A 17388-nucleotide genomic window follows, 5' to 3' on the forward strand; every position below is an offset into this window, starting at 1 on the left:
GCTGGCGCTACCTGCCCTTCGTGCCGGGCCTTGGCGGCAAGCCGGTGTGCTGCGTCAAGATGCGCCCCTTCACCGGGGCCTTCTCTGTCTTGCCGACGGCAGGTAACGCCCTTCCACTCGGCGTCGAATTTTTCTTCCGAGCACTCTGATAGCCGCCATCGGTCACCGGCTGAAATGTCGGGATGAGATGGTGCTTGCCATTGCCGATCAAATCGGCGCGGCCCATGGTCTTGAGCGCTTCGCGCAGCAGTGGCCAGTTGTTGGGGTCGTGGTAGCGCAGGAAAGCCTTGTGCAGCCGCCGACGCTTCTCACCGCGCACGATGTCCACGCGCTCGGCCCGCTCGTCGCGGTGCACACCCTTGAGCGGGTTCAGGCTGGTGTGGTACATGGCCGTGGCGGTGGCCATGGGGCTGGGGTAGAAGGTCTGCACCTGGTCGGCGCGGAAACCGTTCTTCTTCAGCCAGAGCGCGAGATTCATCATGTCTTCGTCGCTGGTGCCAGGGTGCGCGGCGATGAAGTACGGAATGAGGAACTGCTTCTTGCCCGCCTCTTCGCTGTACTTCTCGAACATGGCCTTGAAGCGGTCGTAGCTACCGATGCCGGGCTTCATCATCTTCGACAGCGGCCCGCTTTCGGTGTGCTCGGGCGCGATCTTCAGGTAGCCGCCCACGTGGTGCTGCACCAGTTCCTTGACGTATTCCGGGCTCTTGACCGCCAGGTCGTAGCGCAGACCGGACCCGATCAGGATCTTCTTGATGCCCTTGAGCGCGCGCGCCCGGCGGTAGATCCTGATCAGCGGATCGTGGTTGGTGGTGAGGTTCTGGCAGATGCCTGGGTAGACGCAACTGGGCTTGCGGCAGGCGGCTTCGATCGCCGGGCTGCGGCAGCCCAGGCGGTACATGTTGGCGGTGGGACCGCCGAGGTCGCTGACCACGCCGGTGAAACCCACCACCTTGTCGCGCATCTCCTCGACTTCCCGGATGATCGAATCTTCCGAGCGGCTCTGGATGATGCGGCCTTCATGCTCGGTGATGGAGCAGAAGGTGCAGCCGCCAAAGCAGCCGCGCATGATGTTCACCGAGAAGCGGATCATCTCCCAGGCCGGGATCTTGGTCGCGCCGTCGTGGCGGCCGTGCTCGTCAGCATAGGCCGGATGCGGCCCGCGGGCGTACGGCAGGTCGAACACGTAATCCATCTCGGCCGTGGTCAGCGGGATGGGCGGCGGGTTGATCCAGACGTCGCGCGCCGTGGTGCCTTCGCCGTGCGCCTGCACCAGTGCGCGCGCATTGCCCGGGTTGGTTTCCAGATGCAGCACGCGGTTGGCGTGGGCGTAAAGCACGGCGTCGCTCCTGACCTGCTCGTAGCTGGGCAGGCGAATGACGGTGCGCTCGCGCGGCAGCTTGGCCACACCACCCGAGCCCTGCGGCCGGTGGATGGTGATGGGTCTGACCTGTGGGTCGCTCGCTGGAGTGGCGCCCTCTTCCTTGGAACAGCTCTGGCCTCGCGCCTGCGCCTGTTCGCTGGTGGTCTGGTAAGGATTGATGTGGTCTTCAACGTGGCCCGGCGTGTCGACCTCGGTTGAATCCAGCTCAATCCAGCCATCGGCGGTCGGGTCGCCCGGACGGCGCACGAAGGCAGTGCCGCGCACGTCGGTGATCTGTTCGACGGATTCGCGCGCGGCGATGCGGTGCGCCACCTCGACCAGCGCACGCTCGGCGTTGCCGTAGAGCAGCAGGTCGCACTTGGCGTCCACCACGATGGAGCGGCGCACCTTGTCGCTCCAGTAGTCGTAATGGGCGATGCGGCGGAGGCTGCCTTCGATGCCGCCCAGGACGATGGGCACGTCCTTGTAGGCTTCACGGCAGCGCTGGCTGTAGACGATGGCGGCGCGGTCGGGCCGCTTGCCGCCCACGTCGCCGGGGGTGTAGGCGTCGTCGCTGCGAATCTTCCGGTCGGCGGTGTACCGGTTGATCATGGAATCCATGTTGCCCGCGGTCACGCCCCAGAACAGGTTGGGCTTGCCCAGCACCTTGAAGGGCTCGGCACTTTGCCAGTCGGGCTGGGCGATGATGCCGACGCGAAAACCCTGCGCCTCCAGCACCCGGCCGATCACGGCCATGCCGAAACTGGGGTGGTCCACATAGGCGTCGCCCGTCACCAGCACGATGTCGCAAGAGTCCCAGCCGAGCTGCTCCATTTCCGCCCGGCTCATGGGCAGGAAGGGCGCAGTGCCGAAGCGCTTGGCCCAGTACGGGCGGTAACTGGTCAGCGGCTTGGCGTTGCGCGCGAAAAAGGAGACGTCGATGGGCGCGTTCATGGGGCCGTTCTGGAGACTTTCGGGGGAACCCGTAAGTGTAGGGGTCCCAGCCTGCCCTGCGTGGGCCTGGGGCCTCCCGCCAGACTGACGGCGCCCTACAGGGAGCGCTTGCGCTCCAGCGGCACCAGCGACAGTTCCGGCACACCTGCGCCCTGCCGTTCCCGCGCTCGCCGGCCTTCGATCTTCCCTGCCGCCAGCTTCGCGGTGTAGCGCAACACCTTCAAGTCGTTGGGGTCGGGATCGCCCTGGGGCGCCTGGCTGAAGGTGCACAGCGTTCCATAGACCTCGCCACTCGCCAGCACGATGGGCGTGCTGATGTGGGTGCCGATGGAAAAGGGGACATCCTTGAGCAGGGCAGCCGAGGCCGGCAGCCGCCGGGCATCGGGGATGAACTCGGGCAGGCGCCCGTCGACCACCCGCTGGCACCACGACACTTCCAGCGGATCAGCGTCGCCGACCGACAACAGAGGATTCCCGGGATCGGTGTCCACATACCGGATGACCCGCTGGCCCTCGGCGAACTGGGACACGAACACCACGTCCATCTTCATGCGGTCGCGCAGCAGCCGCAGAACATCGGAGATGGACCGGTCGATCAGTTCATCGGACTCGTCTGCGGTGGCCACCAGCAGCTCGGACACCTGCACTTCGAGGTCTTCAGGCCGGTAGCCCGGATCGAACAGTGGATTCATGCGCGGCTTTATAAGGCAAATCCACGTGCCTTGCAGCGCCTCAGACGAAGCCTTTTCCGTTCACAGGTCTTTGATCGCTGCATCGATTTGCGCCTGGAACAAGGTCGGGTCGGCCAGCGCGTTGGCGTTCATCAGCGCGAGCTTTACGAGGAACAACTCGGTTTTCGCGGGGTCGATGGCATCGATGGCGGTCGCGAGCTGGTCGTAGACCTGCTCCAGGCCCGGGATCGTCAGGGTCTGCAGAGGGACATGCTGGCTGCTCATGATGAGGCTCCTGTGTTCAATCCGATGGCGGTGTGGAGGGCGGCGCGCAGCCGGCTGGCGTCCAGCGCGGCCCATCGGGCGCAGACGTGCTGGTCGGGCCGCAGCAGGTAGGCACCACCTGAGCGCAGGCCGTGGCGCCGGCGCAGGTGGCCGTCCGCGTCGGGCAAGGTCCGGTCGGCACCGGCAACCGGCTGGCGCGCCCCGACGGCGATCACCTGCAGCGGAAGCCCCTTGGCGCGTGCGCCGTCGACCACCGCCCCCACATCGGCGGGAAGGCCGGCCCCGTCGGAGGCTGCCCACAGCAGGGTGAAGCGGTGGTCGAGGTGATCGAGCAGGAAGCGGTCGTCGCCCAGGCGGATGTTGCGCGGCGGTGCCCCGTGGCCTGGCCCTCTCTCGAACGCGGCGTTGTCGTCGCTCACCGCGTTGAGCGGCGAGCGGGTGTACTCGTGCGGTCGGGAGGTGCGCCAGTGGTAGAGCGGCCCGACGAAGGGCTGGGTCAGTGAGAGCGAGAGCACGGCGTCGCGCAGCAGCCGGAAACCGCGTGTGGGCGGTGTCATGAAACGGGTGCTCTTGCCCGCTTCGTCGATGATTTCGCGCGCCGCGCCCACGCGCTCGCTGCTGTAGCTCCGCAGCAGCGACGCGGGTGCCACGCCCCGGGCCACCAGCGCCAGCCGCCAGGCCAGGGCCTGCGCGTCCTGGAAACCGGTGTTGGCGCCGCGCACCCCGAAGATGGGCAGCAGGTGCGCAGCGTCGCCGACAAACAGCACGCGGCCATGCACGTAGTCGGGCAGCGTGAGCGCGCGCGCCGAATAGACCGAGCACCAGTCCATTTCCCATGGCACGCCGGCGTGGCCGATCATGGCCAGCTGGGCATTGATGCGGGCCTTGAGCGATTCGGGCTGGAGCGCGTCCTCGGGCGTCTCGCCGGGTGGCAGCTGGTAGTCCAGCCGCCACAGGCCATGCGGCTCGCGGTGCATGAGGATGGTGTTGCCCGGGTTCCAGTCGGGGTCGAAGAAGGCCAGGCGCTCGGTGGGCAGCGGCAGGTCCACGCGGATGTCGGCGATGACGAACTTGCCCTCGTAGGACGCCCCTTCGAGCTTGAGGTCCATGAGGGCGCGGATCGCCGAACGTGCACCGTCGGCGGCCACCAGCCAGTCGGTTTTCAGCGTGTACGGGCCTTCGGCGGTGTCGACCTGCAACGTGGCACCGGAGGCGTCCTGCCCGAACGACACCAGCTTGTTGCCCCAGCGCAGCTCCACCAGCGAATGGGCGTCGCAGGCCTCCACCAGGTACTGCTCGAGGTACTGCTGCTGGATGTTGATCAGCGGGGCGAAGCGGTCGTCGGGGTCGTGCGGGTTCTCCATCCGGAACACGCGCTGGCCCCGGTAGAAGGAGTTGCCACAGTTCCACGGCAGGCCGTTCTCGGTGACGCGGTGTGCCACCCCCACCTGCTGCAGGATCTCCATCGAGCGCCGCGTGAACGCGATGGCCCGGCTGCCCTCGGACACCTGCCGCTCGGCTTCGAGCACCACGCAGCGCACGCCCTGCTGCGCCAGCGCCAGCGCGGTCACCAAGCCAATGGGGCCAGCCCCGGCGACGACCACCGGGGCGTGCTGCTGCGCCGGGTGCTGCGATGGCACCCAGGCATCAAAGACCTGGTAGTCGTAGTAGATCGAGCGCCGCGGCTCGGCGTGGGGCTGGTGCATGCGTGTCTCCTGTAATGCGCCGCAGTGTAGGCAGCGACGGGCCGATCAATGTCCTCTTTTCAGGACATCCGGGACAAGTGATCAGGTCGACGCCAGCAGCGCGGCGAACAGTTCACGCTGCCCGGCCACACCCAGCTTGCGGTAGACCCGCTGGCAGTAGGTCTGGGCGCTGGAAGGCGTCAGGCCCAGGCGTTCAGCAAGAGTGTTGGTGTCCAGGCCGTCCATGAGCGCCTGCAGCACGTCCTGGTCGCGCCGGGTGAGCTGCGGCCAGCGCCGCACGGCGCGCGCCAGCAGCAGCCCGCCCAGGTCCTGGTGGACGGCCAGACCGGTGTGGTGCAGGCGCACGGCCTGCACGATCAGCGGCGCAAAGGCCTCGACCACGGCGACCGCAGCGTCGTCGAACGGACCGTGTTCGGTGCCACGGTACAGGTGCACCGACATCCAGCGCCGCCCCTCATACAGCGCCAGCACCGCCAGCCGCTCGGCCACCTGCGGCAGCGTGTAGCAGGTCTGGCGATACGGGGCATGGGCGATGTCGGCGCCGGTCTGGCGGTGCAGCAGGATGCGCGGCTGCTCGGTGCCCGCCTTTTGCGCGGCAGTCCACTCGGCCTGCATCACGGCGGCCAGCCCATCGAGCCGGTGGTAGCGGTTGACATAGGCCTCGGCGATGTGGGGTAGTTCTTTGGTGCGCGAACGATCACCCACCGCCACCACGGTGGGCCTGCGCCCGGGCTCGAAGGAAAAAATGGTGCACTGGGCCAGTGGCGCGTGTGCGCCCACCAGCCGCAACAGGTCTTCGGCCACCGCGTCCCTGGCGCCCTGGCCCAGGTGGGTCAGCAGCGCGCTGGCCTGCGCCAGCGGCAGGTCCAGCGCAGGCGGCTGGCGAGAGCCCAGCACCCAGTGGCGTCGCGACGGGATGGACATGCGAGGCACTGTAGCGCAGGCGACGGCCTGGCGTTGCGCAGCGCTCCTAGCATGCGGGATCGTCATCGAGGAGCCGACATGCCCGAATTCAGCACCCTGCGCATCACCCCCGACCCGCAACAGCCGCGCATCGCCCGCCTGCTGCTCAATCGCCCAGAGCAGTACAACGCCATCAACGACGCCATGCCCGGCGAGATCCGCGCCGCGGTGGAATGGGCCAACGCCGAGCCGGAAATCCACGTCATCGTGGTCGAAGGGGCGGGCAAGGGCTTCTGTGGCGGCTACGACCTCGCCGGTTATGCCGAGCAGCGGATCGAACACCCCTGCCAGCAGGAAGCCCCCCCCTGGGACCCGATGGCCGACTACGCCGTCATGAAGCGCAACACCGAGGACTTCATGAGCCTGTGGCGCTCATCCAAGCCGACCATCGCCAAAGTGCACGGCGCCGCGGTGGCCGGCGGCAGCGACATCGCGATGTGCTGCGACCTGCTGGTGATGGCCGAGGACGCGCGCATCGGCTACATGCCCACCCGCGTCTGGGGCTGCCCGACCACGGCCATGTGGACCTACCGGCTCGGGGCGCTGCGCGCCAAGCAGATGATGTTCACCGGCGACGTGATCGACGGCCGCACCGCCGCCGACTGGGGGCTGGCCAACGAAGCCGTGCCGGCGGAACAGCTGGAGGACGCGGTGATGCGGCTGGCCGGGCGCATCGCGGGCGTGCCCTCGTCGCACCTGGCGATGCACAAGCTGGTGGTCAACCAGGCCATGCTCAGCATGGGTCTGGAGCAGACCCAGATGTTCGCCACCGTGTTCGACGGCATCACGCGCCACAACCCCGAAGGCCTGTGGTTCCGCCGGTACGCCCAGGAACAGGGCTTCAAGGCCGCGGTGCAGTGGCGCGACAGCGGCCGGCCCATCCCCGAAGGCGATGAAGCACGCGCACTGATCCGGGAAATGGACGCGCGCAAATAGCAAGCGCGTGTTACGCAACAGGCGCAACCAGACGTACGGTTCATCTCGTTACCCCTCTTACGGCAGCGTTCCGAATGTAAGCCGCATGGTCCTTAGCATGAGCGCTTCACTTTCAGAAGGAGCTCGCATGGCACTGCATTTCGGAAAACGCGACAACGAACCCACCAACACCCTCAACCAAGGGCTCAACTCCCCCCGTTACGGCGCCAGCAGCATGAACACGCCCTCCTCCAGCAATCAGCCGGAGAGCCGCCAGCCGGCATCGGCTGCGGCATCTGCCAGCACCACCGTGCCTGAAGGCGGCAGCAAGCTCACGGTCGGCCCGAACATCAAGCTCAAGGGCGTGGAGATCACCGACTGCGACACGCTGGTGGTGGAAGGTCTGGTCGAAGCGACGATGGACTCGCGCGTGATCCAGATCGCCCAGCAAGGCGCCTTCAAGGGTTCGGCCGAGATCGACATTGCCGAGATCCACGGCGTGTTCGACGGCAACCTCACCGTGCGCCAGAAACTCGTGATCTACGCCACCGGCAAGGTCACCGGCAAGATCCGCTACGGCAAGGTGGTGATCGAGGAAGGTGGCCAGCTCTCGGGCGACATCGAATGCTCGGTGGCCGGCAGCGCCAAGTCATCCTCCTCTGCGGCCAAGCCCTCCATGGCACTCGCCGCCTGAGCATCACCACGCTCTGAACCACACCGCCCGCTTCTGCGGGCGGTGTTCATTTGCGCCTGCCCCGGCGGCCCCGCTATCCTCTGGGCATGTACGCCGGCTATTTCGGTCTCCAGCAGACTCCCTTTTCCATCGCCCCCGACCCCCGCTACCTCCTGATGAGCGAGCGGCACCGGGAGGCGCTGGCGCTGCTTCTGTACGGGGTGCAGGGCGGCGGCGGCTTCGTCCTGCTCACCGGTGAGATCGGCGCTGGCAAGACCACGGTCTGCCGCTGCTTCCTCGAACAGATCCCCGAGAACTGCCGGGTCGCCTACATCTTCAACCCCAAGCTCACCGTCGGCGACCTGCTCAAGACCATCTGCCACGAGTTCCAGCTGGAGGTGCGGCACGAAGGCATCGGGCCGGCCACGATCAAGGACTATCTTGATCCGCTGAACGAGTACCTGCTGCGCAGCCACGCTGCCGGTCAGCGCAACGTGCTGATCATCGACGAGGCGCAGAACCTCACGCCCCATGTGCTGGAACAGCTGCGGCTGCTGACCAATCTTGAAACCAACGAACGCAAGCTGTTGCAGATTGTGCTGATCGGCCAGCCCGAGCTGCGCGCCGTGCTCGCCCAACCCGAGCTGGAACAGCTGGCGCAGCGGGTGATCGCGCGGTTCCACCTCGGCGCCCTCAGCGAGGCCGAAACCCGGCAGTACGTGCGCCATCGCATGGAGGTGGCGGGCCTCAAGGGACCTCTGCCGTTCAGCGCGGAAGCGCTCGCGCGCGTCCACGCGATCACCCGGGGAGTGCCCCGACGCATCAACCTGCTGTGCGACCGCGCACTGCTGGGCGCCTACGCCACCGACAGCCGGCAAATCGGTCCCGCGATGGTGGACAAGGCGGCCAGCGAGGTGTTCGACATGCCCGCCACCCGGTCCGTGCCACCGCCGGTCAAGGCACTGGCCAGCCGCTCCTGGCAGACGCTGGCGCTGGGTGCACTGGGCGGCGCCGTGCTGGCCGCCGGCGTGGCCGCTGTCCTCTGGCAGCAGCGCGCACCGTCGCAAACACCTCTTCCCCATCCATCCAGCCCCACCGCCAGTCCCACCACGGGTCCGGCTCCGGTGGCGCCGACACCCGCGCCAGCTCAGCCCCTGTCCACCGCGGCCGTCGAGGCACCTGCCGACCCACTTCACGCAAGCGCCCCTGCCCCCCTCGTCAAGCCGCCAGTGGCCGCAGACCTGCTGGGCTCCGAGGTCACCGCATGGCGTGAGCTCGGCGCACTCTGGGGCCAGTCCCTCACCGGGAACGATCCCTGCACCGCGGCCTTGAAGCAGCAACTGCAGTGCTTCAGCACGCAGCGCATGACGCTGCACGGCCTGCGCCAGCTGAACCGCCCGGGCATCCTGTTGCTGCGCCTTGGCAGTGAGGAACCGCGGCGCGCCCTCGTCACCGCCATGACCGCAGAAACCGCCACGCTGCAGGCCAATGGCCAGCGCTGGCTGATGCCGCTGACCGCACTCGCCGACATCTGGCGCGGCGACTATGCGACCCTCTGGCGCCAGCCCGAGGGCACGCGGGGCAGGATCACACAGAACCCCCAGGGTGTGGCCGGCGACTGGCTTTCGGGAGAGCTCATCAGCCTCCAGGCCAAGGGCCTGATTCCCGCCGAGGCCAGCACCTTCGCCACCCGCCTGAAGGCCTTCCAGCAGACACAAGGCCTGGAGGCCGACGGTGTGGCCGGGTCCATGACCTTCATGCAGGTCAACCTGGCCGCGGGTGTGGACGAACCGCGCCTGAGCAAGCCCTGAACGCCGCCGCGCCATGTCCTACATCCTTGATGCACTCAAACGGGCCGACGCCGAACGTGAGCGGGGCCACGTGCCCGGCCTGCACAGCCAGGGCACGCCGGCCCCCGCTGCGGGCGCCGCCAGACCCCGACGACCCGGCGTGCCCTTGATGGTGGGGACCATCGCCCTGCTGGTGGCAGCCGCTGCGGCCCTCTGGTGGTGGCGAGCCCCCAGTGAACACAAGCCCGCGGTCGCCACCATGCAAGCGCCGGCCAGCGCCCAGGAAAAGCCTGTGACTTCCGAGGTAGCTACAGTGGCTGCGCCTGCTCCACCGCCCCCTGCCTTGCCCATCCTGGCGCCACCGCCCGCACCCGTCGCCGTCGCGCCTTCTTCAGCAAGATCCGCCTCCATCGGCGAGCGCTCGCCTCCACCACCCACTGCCGCGCCGCCGACGGCCGCAGCAGCCAAGGAGCCTGGCGCGATGGGGACGGCGCCTCAATCCAGCGGACAACATCCACCAGTCAGTATCAGCGGCTCCACCTACTCGAGCAATCCGGCACATCGCATGCTCATCGTCAACGGCAATGTGGTGCGCGAGGGGCAGACTGTTTCTCCAGGACTGGTCCTTGAGATCATCACGCCACGCAGCGCCGTTTTCAATCACAACGGAACCCGGTTCAACGTGAACTTCTGATCAACCGCCATCCTTCTCGGTGGAGCCACAGCACTGGCTCGACCGGAGCGTTCGAGTGTGCAACTCGAATCACCCTGATTGCGGTTCCGCCCTCGACACAGTCAACAACAGGCACAGCAACCTGCGCCTTCCATCCATTCACATGACGGCAACCGCACCCAAACCAGGCTCATTCGAAGCCCGCACTGTTGAAAGCTCGCCGGTCAGCTCCGCCCAAAGACCCGGATCGATCAACTTTCTTCCCGAATTGCACGGACTGCGCGGACTGGCTGCACTGATCGTGCTGCTCTTTCATTGGCGGACCAATTTCCCAGCCTTCGGCAATGCGGCGTCGAAGGTCGAAGCGTTGGGCCATCAATGGAACCTCATGTTCCTGATCGACTATGGATGGGTCGGCGTGCAGTGGTTCTTTGTTCTCTCGGGATACCTTCTGGGCGGCGTGCTCTGGAACAAGCCTCTCAACGGCCGCAATGCGATGGATTTCTGGCAACGCCGGTTCACACGCATCTACCCCGGCCTGTGGTTCCAGTTGCTGCTGATGTCCCTGCTGACCTCTTACACCTTCCTGCTGAAAGACCTCGACCCACTGAGAATGCTCAACAACGCCTTGCTGTGGTTGCACCCGATGCCAGGTGGCAGCGCACCTTACAACGGCGTGTGGTGGACTCTACCGATCGAACTGGGCTTTTACTTGGTGGTGCCACTGTGCTTGGTCTGGTACCGCAACACCGGGGTGTGGTCGCTGCTGATTCTCGGGTTCACCGTCAGCATCGGATGGCGCTATGGCATTGCGCAATGGAGAGCCAGCGAAGGACTGGGCCTGGACATCGGCACGCTGCGGCAATTGCCTGGCTCCCTGAGCCTGTTCCTCGTGGGTATGGCACTGAACCATTGGCGCAATCCGGGAAGGCTCCCTTTACCCGGTCTGCTGCTTTGCGCCGTTGCACTCCTCTACTTGGGCTGGCTGTATGTGCTTTCGCAGCAACCCCGGGCACTGAGCGATGCCTTGTGGGTGGCCTATTTCTGGGAACCCTTGATGGGCATTCTGATAGCAGGCATCGTGTACTTGGTGGTGCAGCCGTCTGTGCCTGCCCGGTGGCTGGGCTGCAAGCCGCTTCTGTTGATGGGCACCTGGAGCTATGGCATCTATCTCTGGCACTTCCCGGTGCTCAGACTGCTGCCCCGGACGGTTCCCGGCCCATGGAAAACCGTGGAAGGAAGTCTTTTGGCGCTGCTGATCTGCCTTGTGGTCACCACTCTCCTTGCAATGCTCAGCTATTACCTCGTGGAACGGCCAGCTCTCAACGCCGTTGCCCGCTGGCAAAGGAGGCGTGTCCCAAAAGCAGGTGACAATTCCCGGCATTGACCTGTACGCGAACGGAGCCCCGCATGCGCATTTCCAACAGAAAAAGAATCCTGATCACCGGGGGAGCCGGCTTTCTGGGCTCGCACCTGTGCGAGCGGCTGCTGGCCGAAGGCAACGACATCCTGTGCGCCGACAACTTCTACAGCGGCACCAAGGACAACGTGGCCCACCTGATGGGCAACCCGCACTTCGAGCTGATGCGCCACGACGTGACCTTCCCGCTGTATGTGGAGGTCGACGAGATCTACAACCTGGCCTGCCCCGCCTCGCCCGTGCACTACCAGTGGGACCCGGTGCAGACCACCAAGACCAGCGTGCACGGCGCCATCAACATGCTGGGCCTGGCCAAGCGCACCAAGGCCAGGATCTTCCAGGCCTCCACCAGCGAGGTCTACGGCGATCCCGAGGTGCACCCCCAGCCCGAGAGCTACTGGGGCAAGGTCAACCCCATCGGCATCCGCTCCTGCTACGACGAAGGCAAGCGCTGCGCCGAAACCCTGTTCTTCGACTACCACCGCCAGCACCAGGTGGACATCAAGGTCGCCCGCATCTTCAACACCTATGGCCCGCGCATGCACCCCAACGACGGGCGCGTGGTCAGCAACTTCATCGTGCAAGCCCTGCGCGGTGAGAACATCACCATCTACGGCGACGGCTCGCAGACCCGCAGCTTCTGCTACGTGGACGACCTGATCGAGGGCTTCGTGCGCCTGATGGCCAGCCCCGACGGCGTGACCGGCCCCATCAACCTGGGCAACCCCAACGAATTCACCATCCGCCAGCTGGCCGAGGCAGTGCTGGCCAAGGTCGGTGGCCAGTCCCGGCTGGTCTGCAAGCCCCTGCCCTCGGACGACCCCAAGCAGCGCCAGCCCAACATCGAGCAGGCCAAGGCCGTGCTCGGCTGGCAGCCGCAGGTCCAGCTCGAAGAGGGCCTGGACAAGACCATCGCCTACTTCCGCCGCTTCCTGCAATCATGAGCTTCGCGCAGCACGAGATCGTGATCGTCACCCCGGTCTACGAAGACCTGGAGGCCAGCGGTCGACTGTTCAAGGAACTGGCCAAGGAGTTCGGCCAGCGGGTGTTTGTGGTCGCGGTGGACGACGGATCGGTGCGTCAGCCCCTGACCATCACCAGCCTCGAAGACGCAGGTGTGGCCGGGGTGGTGCTCAAGCTGCGCCGCAACGTGGGCCACCAGCGCGCCATTGCGATCGGGCTGAGCTATGCGGCCGAGCACCTGGCACCCCACCAGAGGGTGGTGCTGATGGATTCGGATGGCGAGGACCTGCCCTCGACCATCCCCGAGCTGCTGCAACCGCTGGACCAGGCCGACGTGGACGTGGTGGTCGCGCAGCGCAAGAGCCGGGTGGAGACGCTCAAGTTCAAGGCCTTCTACCAAGTCTACAAACGCTTCTTCAAGGTGATGACCGGGCGTCCCATCAGCTTTGGCAACTTCATGGCGCTCAAGCCGGCCGCCGTGCAGCGCCTGGTGGCGATGCAGGAACTGCCGATTCATGTGGCTGCGGCCGTGCTGGCCTCTAAGCTGCGCACCCGCGTCTGCCCGCTGGACCGCGGCCCGCGCTACGCCGGTCAGTCCAAGATGAACTTCGTGGGTCTGGCGCTGCACGGCTTCAAAGCCCTGATGGTGTTCGCCGAGGATGTGCTGGTGCGGGTGGGCATCTTCAGCGCGGTGATCGCCGCGATGTCGGTGGTGGGATCGACCTGCGCGGTGGTGCTCAAGCTGCTGGGCTATTCCACCCCCGGCTGGTTCTCGCTGGTCCTGGGCATCTTCGTGCTGCTGTTCCTGCAAACCGGCGCCCTGGCGCTGATGACCCTCATGCTCACCGGCGTCATGCGCAGCGGCAGCGTGGTCACCGCTGTTGCCCACCGCGAGTTCATCGCCGAGGTCATCGAGACCCGACCATGAACGGTGTGGCCGCCTCCCACCCGCGCCAGGAACTGTTCCGGTTTGTGGTCAATGGCCTGGTGGCCACCGCGGTCCACTACGCGGTGCTGACCTTCAACCTCCAGGTGCTGGGCTTCGGTTCCGCCGGGCTGGCCAACCTGTGCGCAGCGGTCGTCGGCATCACCAGTTCCTTCCTGGGCAGCCGCTTCTACGTGTTCGCCCGTTCCGCGCAACAGCCCTGGTTGCCCCAGCTGCTGAAATTCAGCGGCCTCTATGGCGCCATCGCGCTGCTGCATGGCCTTGTGCTGTGGCTCTGGACCGACCGCCTCGGCCTGGACTACCGCGCCGGCTTCCTGCTGGCCACCGGCCTGCAGGTCTCGCTCAGCTACCTCGGCAACAAGTTCCTCGTGTTCAAACCCTCATGAAGCTCTTTCGCGCGCTCGCTGCCACCGCCCTGTTCGTCGTCCTGCTGCTGGCGGTTTACTACCTGCACATCCGTTTCTTTGCGGTCAACGTGGTGTTCTACGCCGCCATCGCCGACGGCGTGATCGCCGCCCTGCTCACGGGGCTGATCATCTCGACCAGCCGCACCTTCAACGGCTTCGAGAAGCTGCAACTGGTGGTGATCTGGCTGCTCTCGGGCTACTGCTTCGCCATTTCGGTGCCGACCGTCATCGACCGCTCGCTGTCGTTCTACATTCTGGAGAAGATCCAGCAGCGCGGCGGCGGCATCCAGCAGAGCCGTTTTGCCGACGTGTTCACGCAGGAATACCTCAAGGAACACCGGCTGGTCGATGTGCGCCTGACCGAACAGCTCGAATCGGGCACCATCGAGATCCAGAACGGCTGCGTCAAGCTGACCGACAAGGGCCAGCGCCTGGCCGCCGCCAGCCGCTACTTCCGCCAGAACTTCCTGCCCAAGCAGCGCCTGCTGATGGGCCAGTACTCCTCGGACCTGACCGACCCGTTCCGCCAGAGTGCGGACGTGGTCGACTACCAGTGCCAGTGAACGCGTTCCTGGAGATCCGGGGCCTGGGCTTCGCCTGGCCCGGACAGGCGCCGCTGTTCACCCACCTGAACGCCTCGCTGACACCTGGCCTGGCCCTGCTCAGCGGCGACGAACAGCGTGGCAAGACCACCCTGCTGCGGCTGCTGGCCGCCGAGATCCGCCCACAAGCCGGGGCGATGCAACTGGCCGGGCAGGACATCGGCGGCGCGCTGGCGGGCCTGCGGCCCGACATGACCCGCCCGGACCTGGACACGGTGGTGGTGGCCGACTGGCTGCGCACTCAGGTGCCCGAGGGACCGGCGCGCGACCGGCTGGACGAGCACATCGATGGCCTGTCGCTGGGCGAGCACCTGCACAAGGGCTTCTACATGCTCTCGGCCGGCGGGCGCCGCAAGGTGGGCCTGGCCGCCGCCATGGCCCTGCAACCACCGCTGACCTTGCTCGACCAGCCGTTCGCGGCGCTGGACCTGGCCTCGATCCGCTACCTCAGCGACTGGCTGCGGGAACAGTCCCAGGCCACCGACAGGCTGGTGCTGCTGGCGGACTACGAGGCGCCCGCCGACCTGGCCATCGCCCAGCGAATCGATCTGGGCTGAAGCCTGGCGCGCCCGTCAGCGCCCGCCCAGCCCCATCGAGCGCGAGATCACCTCTTTCATGATCTCGTTGGTGCCGCCGTAGATGCGCTGCACGCGCGCATCGGCATAGGCCCGGGTGATGGGGTATTCCCACATGTAGCCGTAGCCGCCGTGCAGCTGCAGGCACTCGTCCATCACCTTGCACTGCAGGTCGGAGCACCAGTACTTGGCCATGCTCGCGGTCGCGGTGTCCAGCCTGTTCTCGCACACCAATTCGCAGCACTTGTCCACGAAGACGCGCGCCACCTGCACCTCGGTCTGAAGTTCGGCCAGGGTGTAGCGGGTGTTCTGGTAGCTGGCCACCGCCTGGCCGAAGACCTTGCGGTCTTTCACATACTCGACCGTCCAGTCGATCGCAGCCTGCGCCGAAGCCACCGCGCCAATCGCGATCTGCAGCCGCTCCCAGGGCAATTGCTCCATCAGGCAGATGAAGCCACGACCCTCGAATGCCGCGCCACCCAGCAGGTTCTGCGCCGGCACCTTCACGTTGTCGAAGAACAGCTCCGAGGTGTCCTGCGCCTTCATGCCCAGTTTCTTCAGGCGTTTGCCCTTGCTGAACCCTTCCATGCCGCGTTCGACCAGGAACAGGCTGGTGCCCTTGGCGCCCGCGGCCGGGTCGGTCTTGGCGACCACGATCACCAGGTCGGCGTGCCAGCCGTTGGTGATGAAGGTCTTGCTACCGTTGAGCAGGTAGTGCGAGCCATCGGCGCTCTTGATGGCCGTGGTCTTCACGCCTTGGAGGTCGCTGCCAGCGGCGGGTTCGCTCATGGCGATGGCACCCACCATCTCGCCGGTCGCGAGCAACGGCAGGTAGTGCTTCTTCTGCGCCTCGGTGCCGTAGTGCAGGACATAAGGCGCCACGATCTCGCTGTGCAGGCCGAAGCCGATGCCGCTGACGCCCGCCCGAGCGATCTCCTCCATCTGCGCCACCGAGTACAGCCGGTCGGCGCCCGCACCGCCGTACTCCTCGGGCATGGTCATGCACAGGAAGCCGTTAGCGCCAGCCGCCCGCCAGACTTCGCGGTCCACGTAGCCCTGATCCTCCCAGCTGTCGTGGAGCGGGGTGATTTCCTTCTCGACGAAGCGGCGGAAGCTGTCGCGGAAGGCCTCGTGGTCGGTGTTGAAAAGCGTGCGGTCGATCATGGCTGTCACCTTTCGGACTAGGTGGGTTGATTTATACAAAGCATTTGCTTGGCAAAAGTCTATACTGATCCGATCGTCCGGACTATCCGGACCCATCCCCCAGGAGACACCATGAGCGAAGCCTTCGTCTACGACGCCATCCGCACACCGCGCGGCAAGGGCAAGAAGGACGGCAGCCTGCACGAGGTCAAGCCGGTCAACCTGCTGGCTGGCCTGCTGAGCGAACTGCAGCGCCGCAACGACCTGGACACCACCGCGGTGGACGATGTGGTCATGGGCGTGGTCTCGCCCATCGGTGAACAGGGGTCGGTGATTCCCAAGGTGGCCGCGCTCAAGGCCGGCTGGGACTGGCGCTGCGCGGGGGTTCAGCTCAACCGCTTCTGCGCCTCGGGACTGGAGGCGGTGAATATGGCCGCGATGAAGGTGAAAAGCGGCTGGGAAGACCTGGTGGTGGCCGGTGGCGTGGAAAGCATGAGCCGCGTGCCCATCGGCTCCGACGGCGGCGCCTGGGCGCAGGACCCCGAGACCAACAGCGCCACCCTGTTCGTGCCGCAGGGCATCGGCGCCGACCTGATCGCCACGCTCAACGGATTCTCCCGCCAGGACGTGGATGCCTTCGCGCTGGAATCGCAGAAGCGGGCCGCCGCCGCCCGCGCCGCCGGGCACTTCGACCGCTCGGTCGTGCCGGTGAAGGACAAGATGGGGCTGACCATCCTGGAGAAAGACGAATTCATCAAGCCGGGCACGACGATGGAAGGCCTGGCCGGGCTCAAGCCCGCGTTCGAGCAGCTCGGCGCCATGGGCTTCGACGCCGTGGCCCTGCAACGCTACCCGCAGGTCGAACGCATCCACCACGTGCACCACGCGGGCAACTCCTCGGGCATCGTGGACGGCGCCGCGGCCATCCTGATCGGCAGCGAGGCCGCGGGCAAGACCCACGGCTTCACGCCGCGCGCCCGCATCGTCTCGGTCGCGCTCTCGGGCGCCGACCCGACCATCATGCTCACCGGCCCCATGCCCGCCGCCCGCAAGGCGCTGGCCAAGGCGGGCCTGTCCATCGACCAGATCGACCTGTTCGAGGTCAACGAAGCCTTCGCTGCCGTGCCCATGAAGTTCATGCAGGAGATGGGTGTGCCGCACGAGAAGGTCAACGTCAATGGCGGCGCCATCGCCCTGGGCCACCCCCTGGGCGCCACCGGCGCGATGATCCTGAACACGCTGATCGACGAGCTGCACCGGACCGGAAAACGCCACGGTTTGGCCACCCTCTGCGTCGGCGGCGGCATGGGCATCGCGACGATTGTTGAACGCGTCTGAA

At 66.4% G+C, this 17388-nt stretch carries 17 protein-coding genes; 11 read left to right on the forward strand and 6 right to left on the reverse strand.

Annotation, left to right across the window (positions count from 1 at the left end):
• Positions 1–7 precede the first annotated feature (7 nt).
• The 5 genes from DD542_RS20860 to DD542_RS20880 all read right to left on the reverse strand — a co-directional run bounded on the left by DD542_RS20860 (position 8) and on the right by DD542_RS20880 (position 5903).
• On the reverse strand, positions 8–2317 hold the full coding sequence (locus tag DD542_RS20860) for a YgiQ family radical SAM protein (protein WP_127806927.1): 2310 nt from the start codon (positions 2315–2317) through the stop codon (positions 8–10).
• A gap of 95 nt (positions 2318–2412) precedes the next feature.
• Entirely contained in the window at positions 2413–3009 is a 597-nt protein-coding gene (locus DD542_RS20865) for a GAF domain-containing protein (RefSeq protein WP_127806928.1), read from the reverse strand.
• A gap of 60 nt (positions 3010–3069) precedes the next feature.
• Positions 3070–3273, reverse strand: a complete 204-nt coding sequence (locus DD542_RS20870; RefSeq protein ID WP_127806929.1) for a DUF2783 domain-containing protein — start codon at positions 3271–3273, stop codon at positions 3070–3072.
• Entirely contained in the window at positions 3270–4979 is a 1710-nt protein-coding gene (locus tag DD542_RS20875; RefSeq protein ID WP_127806930.1) for an FAD-dependent monooxygenase, read from the reverse strand. Before DD542_RS20875 ends, DD542_RS20870 begins: the two co-directional genes overlap by 4 nt.
• Before the next feature lie 81 nt (positions 4980–5060).
• The gene (locus DD542_RS20880) at positions 5061–5903 is read right to left on the reverse strand and encodes a helix-turn-helix transcriptional regulator (RefSeq protein ID WP_127806931.1); all 843 of its coding nucleotides are present in this window, start codon (positions 5901–5903) and stop codon (positions 5061–5063) included.
• Positions 5904–5981: 78 nt separating this feature from the next.
• Here DD542_RS20880 and DD542_RS20885 point away from each other — a divergent pair, with 78 nt between their 5' ends.
• The 10 genes from DD542_RS20885 to DD542_RS20930 all read left to right on the forward strand — a co-directional run bounded on the left by DD542_RS20885 (position 5982) and on the right by DD542_RS20930 (position 14888).
• Positions 5982–6878: a crotonase/enoyl-CoA hydratase family protein gene (locus tag DD542_RS20885; RefSeq protein ID WP_127806933.1), complete on the forward strand. Its 897-nt coding sequence runs from the start codon at positions 5982–5984 to the stop codon at positions 6876–6878.
• A 127-nt stretch (positions 6879–7005) separates the two neighbouring features.
• The gene (locus tag DD542_RS20890) at positions 7006–7551 is read left to right on the forward strand and encodes a polymer-forming cytoskeletal protein (protein WP_066154102.1); all 546 of its coding nucleotides are present in this window, start codon (positions 7006–7008) and stop codon (positions 7549–7551) included.
• 86 nt (positions 7552–7637) lie between these two features.
• The gene (locus tag DD542_RS20895; RefSeq protein WP_127806936.1) at positions 7638–9341 is read left to right on the forward strand and encodes an AAA family ATPase; all 1704 of its coding nucleotides are present in this window, start codon (positions 7638–7640) and stop codon (positions 9339–9341) included.
• Positions 9342–9354: 13 nt separating this feature from the next.
• A complete protein-coding gene (locus DD542_RS20900; protein WP_127806938.1) occupies positions 9355–10014 on the forward strand; it encodes a general secretion pathway protein GspB in 660 nt (219 codons plus the stop codon).
• A 142-nt stretch (positions 10015–10156) separates the two neighbouring features.
• Positions 10157–11380 (forward strand): acyltransferase, encoded by a 1224-nt coding sequence (locus DD542_RS20905; protein WP_127806940.1) that lies wholly within the window; start codon positions 10157–10159, stop codon positions 11378–11380.
• A 23-nt stretch (positions 11381–11403) separates the two neighbouring features.
• Positions 11404–12357 (forward strand): UDP-glucuronic acid decarboxylase family protein, encoded by a 954-nt coding sequence (locus DD542_RS20910; RefSeq protein ID WP_127806942.1) that lies wholly within the window; start codon positions 11404–11406, stop codon positions 12355–12357.
• Complete coding sequence (locus DD542_RS20915; protein ID WP_127806943.1) at positions 12354–13304, forward strand: glycosyltransferase; 951 nt, start codon at positions 12354–12356, stop codon at positions 13302–13304. The genes DD542_RS20910 and DD542_RS20915 overlap by 4 nt, the downstream gene beginning before the upstream one ends.
• Positions 13301–13708, forward strand: coding sequence for a GtrA family protein (locus tag DD542_RS20920; protein ID WP_127806945.1), 408 nt, complete (start codon positions 13301–13303; stop codon positions 13706–13708). The genes DD542_RS20915 and DD542_RS20920 overlap by 4 nt, the downstream gene beginning before the upstream one ends.
• Positions 13705–14292: a hypothetical protein gene (locus DD542_RS20925; RefSeq protein ID WP_066154123.1), complete on the forward strand. Its 588-nt coding sequence runs from the start codon at positions 13705–13707 to the stop codon at positions 14290–14292. Before DD542_RS20920 ends, DD542_RS20925 begins: the two co-directional genes overlap by 4 nt.
• A complete protein-coding gene (locus DD542_RS20930) occupies positions 14289–14888 on the forward strand; it encodes an ATP-binding cassette domain-containing protein (protein ID WP_164868448.1) in 600 nt (199 codons plus the stop codon). The genes DD542_RS20925 and DD542_RS20930 overlap by 4 nt, the downstream gene beginning before the upstream one ends.
• 15 nt (positions 14889–14903) lie before the next feature.
• On the opposite strand, the gene DD542_RS20935 is transcribed toward DD542_RS20930, so the two are convergent.
• Positions 14904–16070 carry an acyl-CoA dehydrogenase family protein gene (locus DD542_RS20935; RefSeq protein WP_127806948.1) on the reverse strand — a complete coding sequence of 389 codons (1167 nt, stop codon included), beginning with the start codon at positions 16068–16070 and terminating at the stop codon, positions 14904–14906.
• Positions 16071–16181: 111 nt separating this feature from the next.
• On the opposite strand from DD542_RS20935, the gene DD542_RS20940 reads away from it, so the two are divergent.
• Positions 16182–17387, forward strand: coding sequence for an acetyl-CoA C-acetyltransferase (locus tag DD542_RS20940; protein WP_127806950.1), 1206 nt, complete (start codon positions 16182–16184; stop codon positions 17385–17387).
• The last annotated feature ends 1 nt before the right edge of the window (position 17388 follow it).

It is taken from the genome of Hydrogenophaga sp. NH-16 (assembly GCF_004006415.1).
In the GTDB taxonomy this organism is placed as follows: Bacteria; Pseudomonadota; Gammaproteobacteria; order Burkholderiales; family Burkholderiaceae_C; genus Hydrogenophaga; species Hydrogenophaga pseudoflava.

Coding starts and splice junctions, on each gene's coding strand:
- DD542_RS20860 (WP_127806927.1), bottom strand. CDS start 2,317: ATGAACGCGCCCATCGACGTCTCCTTTTTCGCGCGCAACGCCAAGCCG.
- DD542_RS20865 (WP_127806928.1), bottom strand. CDS start 3,009: ATGAATCCACTGTTCGATCCGGGCTACCGGCCTGAAGACCTCGAAGTG.
- DD542_RS20870 (WP_127806929.1), bottom strand. CDS start 3,273: ATGAGCAGCCAGCATGTCCCTCTGCAGACCCTGACGATCCCGGGCCTG.
- DD542_RS20875 (WP_127806930.1), bottom strand. CDS start 4,979: ATGCACCAGCCCCACGCCGAGCCGCGGCGCTCGATCTACTACGACTAC.
- DD542_RS20880 (WP_127806931.1), bottom strand. CDS start 5,903: ATGTCCATCCCGTCGCGACGCCACTGGGTGCTGGGCTCTCGCCAGCCG.
- DD542_RS20885 (WP_127806933.1), top strand. CDS start 5,982: ATGCCCGAATTCAGCACCCTGCGCATCACCCCCGACCCGCAACAGCCG.
- DD542_RS20890 (WP_066154102.1), top strand. CDS start 7,006: ATGGCACTGCATTTCGGAAAACGCGACAACGAACCCACCAACACCCTC.
- DD542_RS20895 (WP_127806936.1), top strand. CDS start 7,638: ATGTACGCCGGCTATTTCGGTCTCCAGCAGACTCCCTTTTCCATCGCC.
- DD542_RS20900 (WP_127806938.1), top strand. CDS start 9,355: ATGTCCTACATCCTTGATGCACTCAAACGGGCCGACGCCGAACGTGAG.
- DD542_RS20905 (WP_127806940.1), top strand. CDS start 10,157: ATGACGGCAACCGCACCCAAACCAGGCTCATTCGAAGCCCGCACTGTT.
- DD542_RS20910 (WP_127806942.1), top strand. CDS start 11,404: ATGCGCATTTCCAACAGAAAAAGAATCCTGATCACCGGGGGAGCCGGC.
- DD542_RS20915 (WP_127806943.1), top strand. CDS start 12,354: ATGAGCTTCGCGCAGCACGAGATCGTGATCGTCACCCCGGTCTACGAA.
- DD542_RS20920 (WP_127806945.1), top strand. CDS start 13,301: ATGAACGGTGTGGCCGCCTCCCACCCGCGCCAGGAACTGTTCCGGTTT.
- DD542_RS20925 (WP_066154123.1), top strand. CDS start 13,705: ATGAAGCTCTTTCGCGCGCTCGCTGCCACCGCCCTGTTCGTCGTCCTG.
- DD542_RS20935 (WP_127806948.1), bottom strand. CDS start 16,070: ATGATCGACCGCACGCTTTTCAACACCGACCACGAGGCCTTCCGCGAC.
- DD542_RS20940 (WP_127806950.1), top strand. CDS start 16,182: ATGAGCGAAGCCTTCGTCTACGACGCCATCCGCACACCGCGCGGCAAG.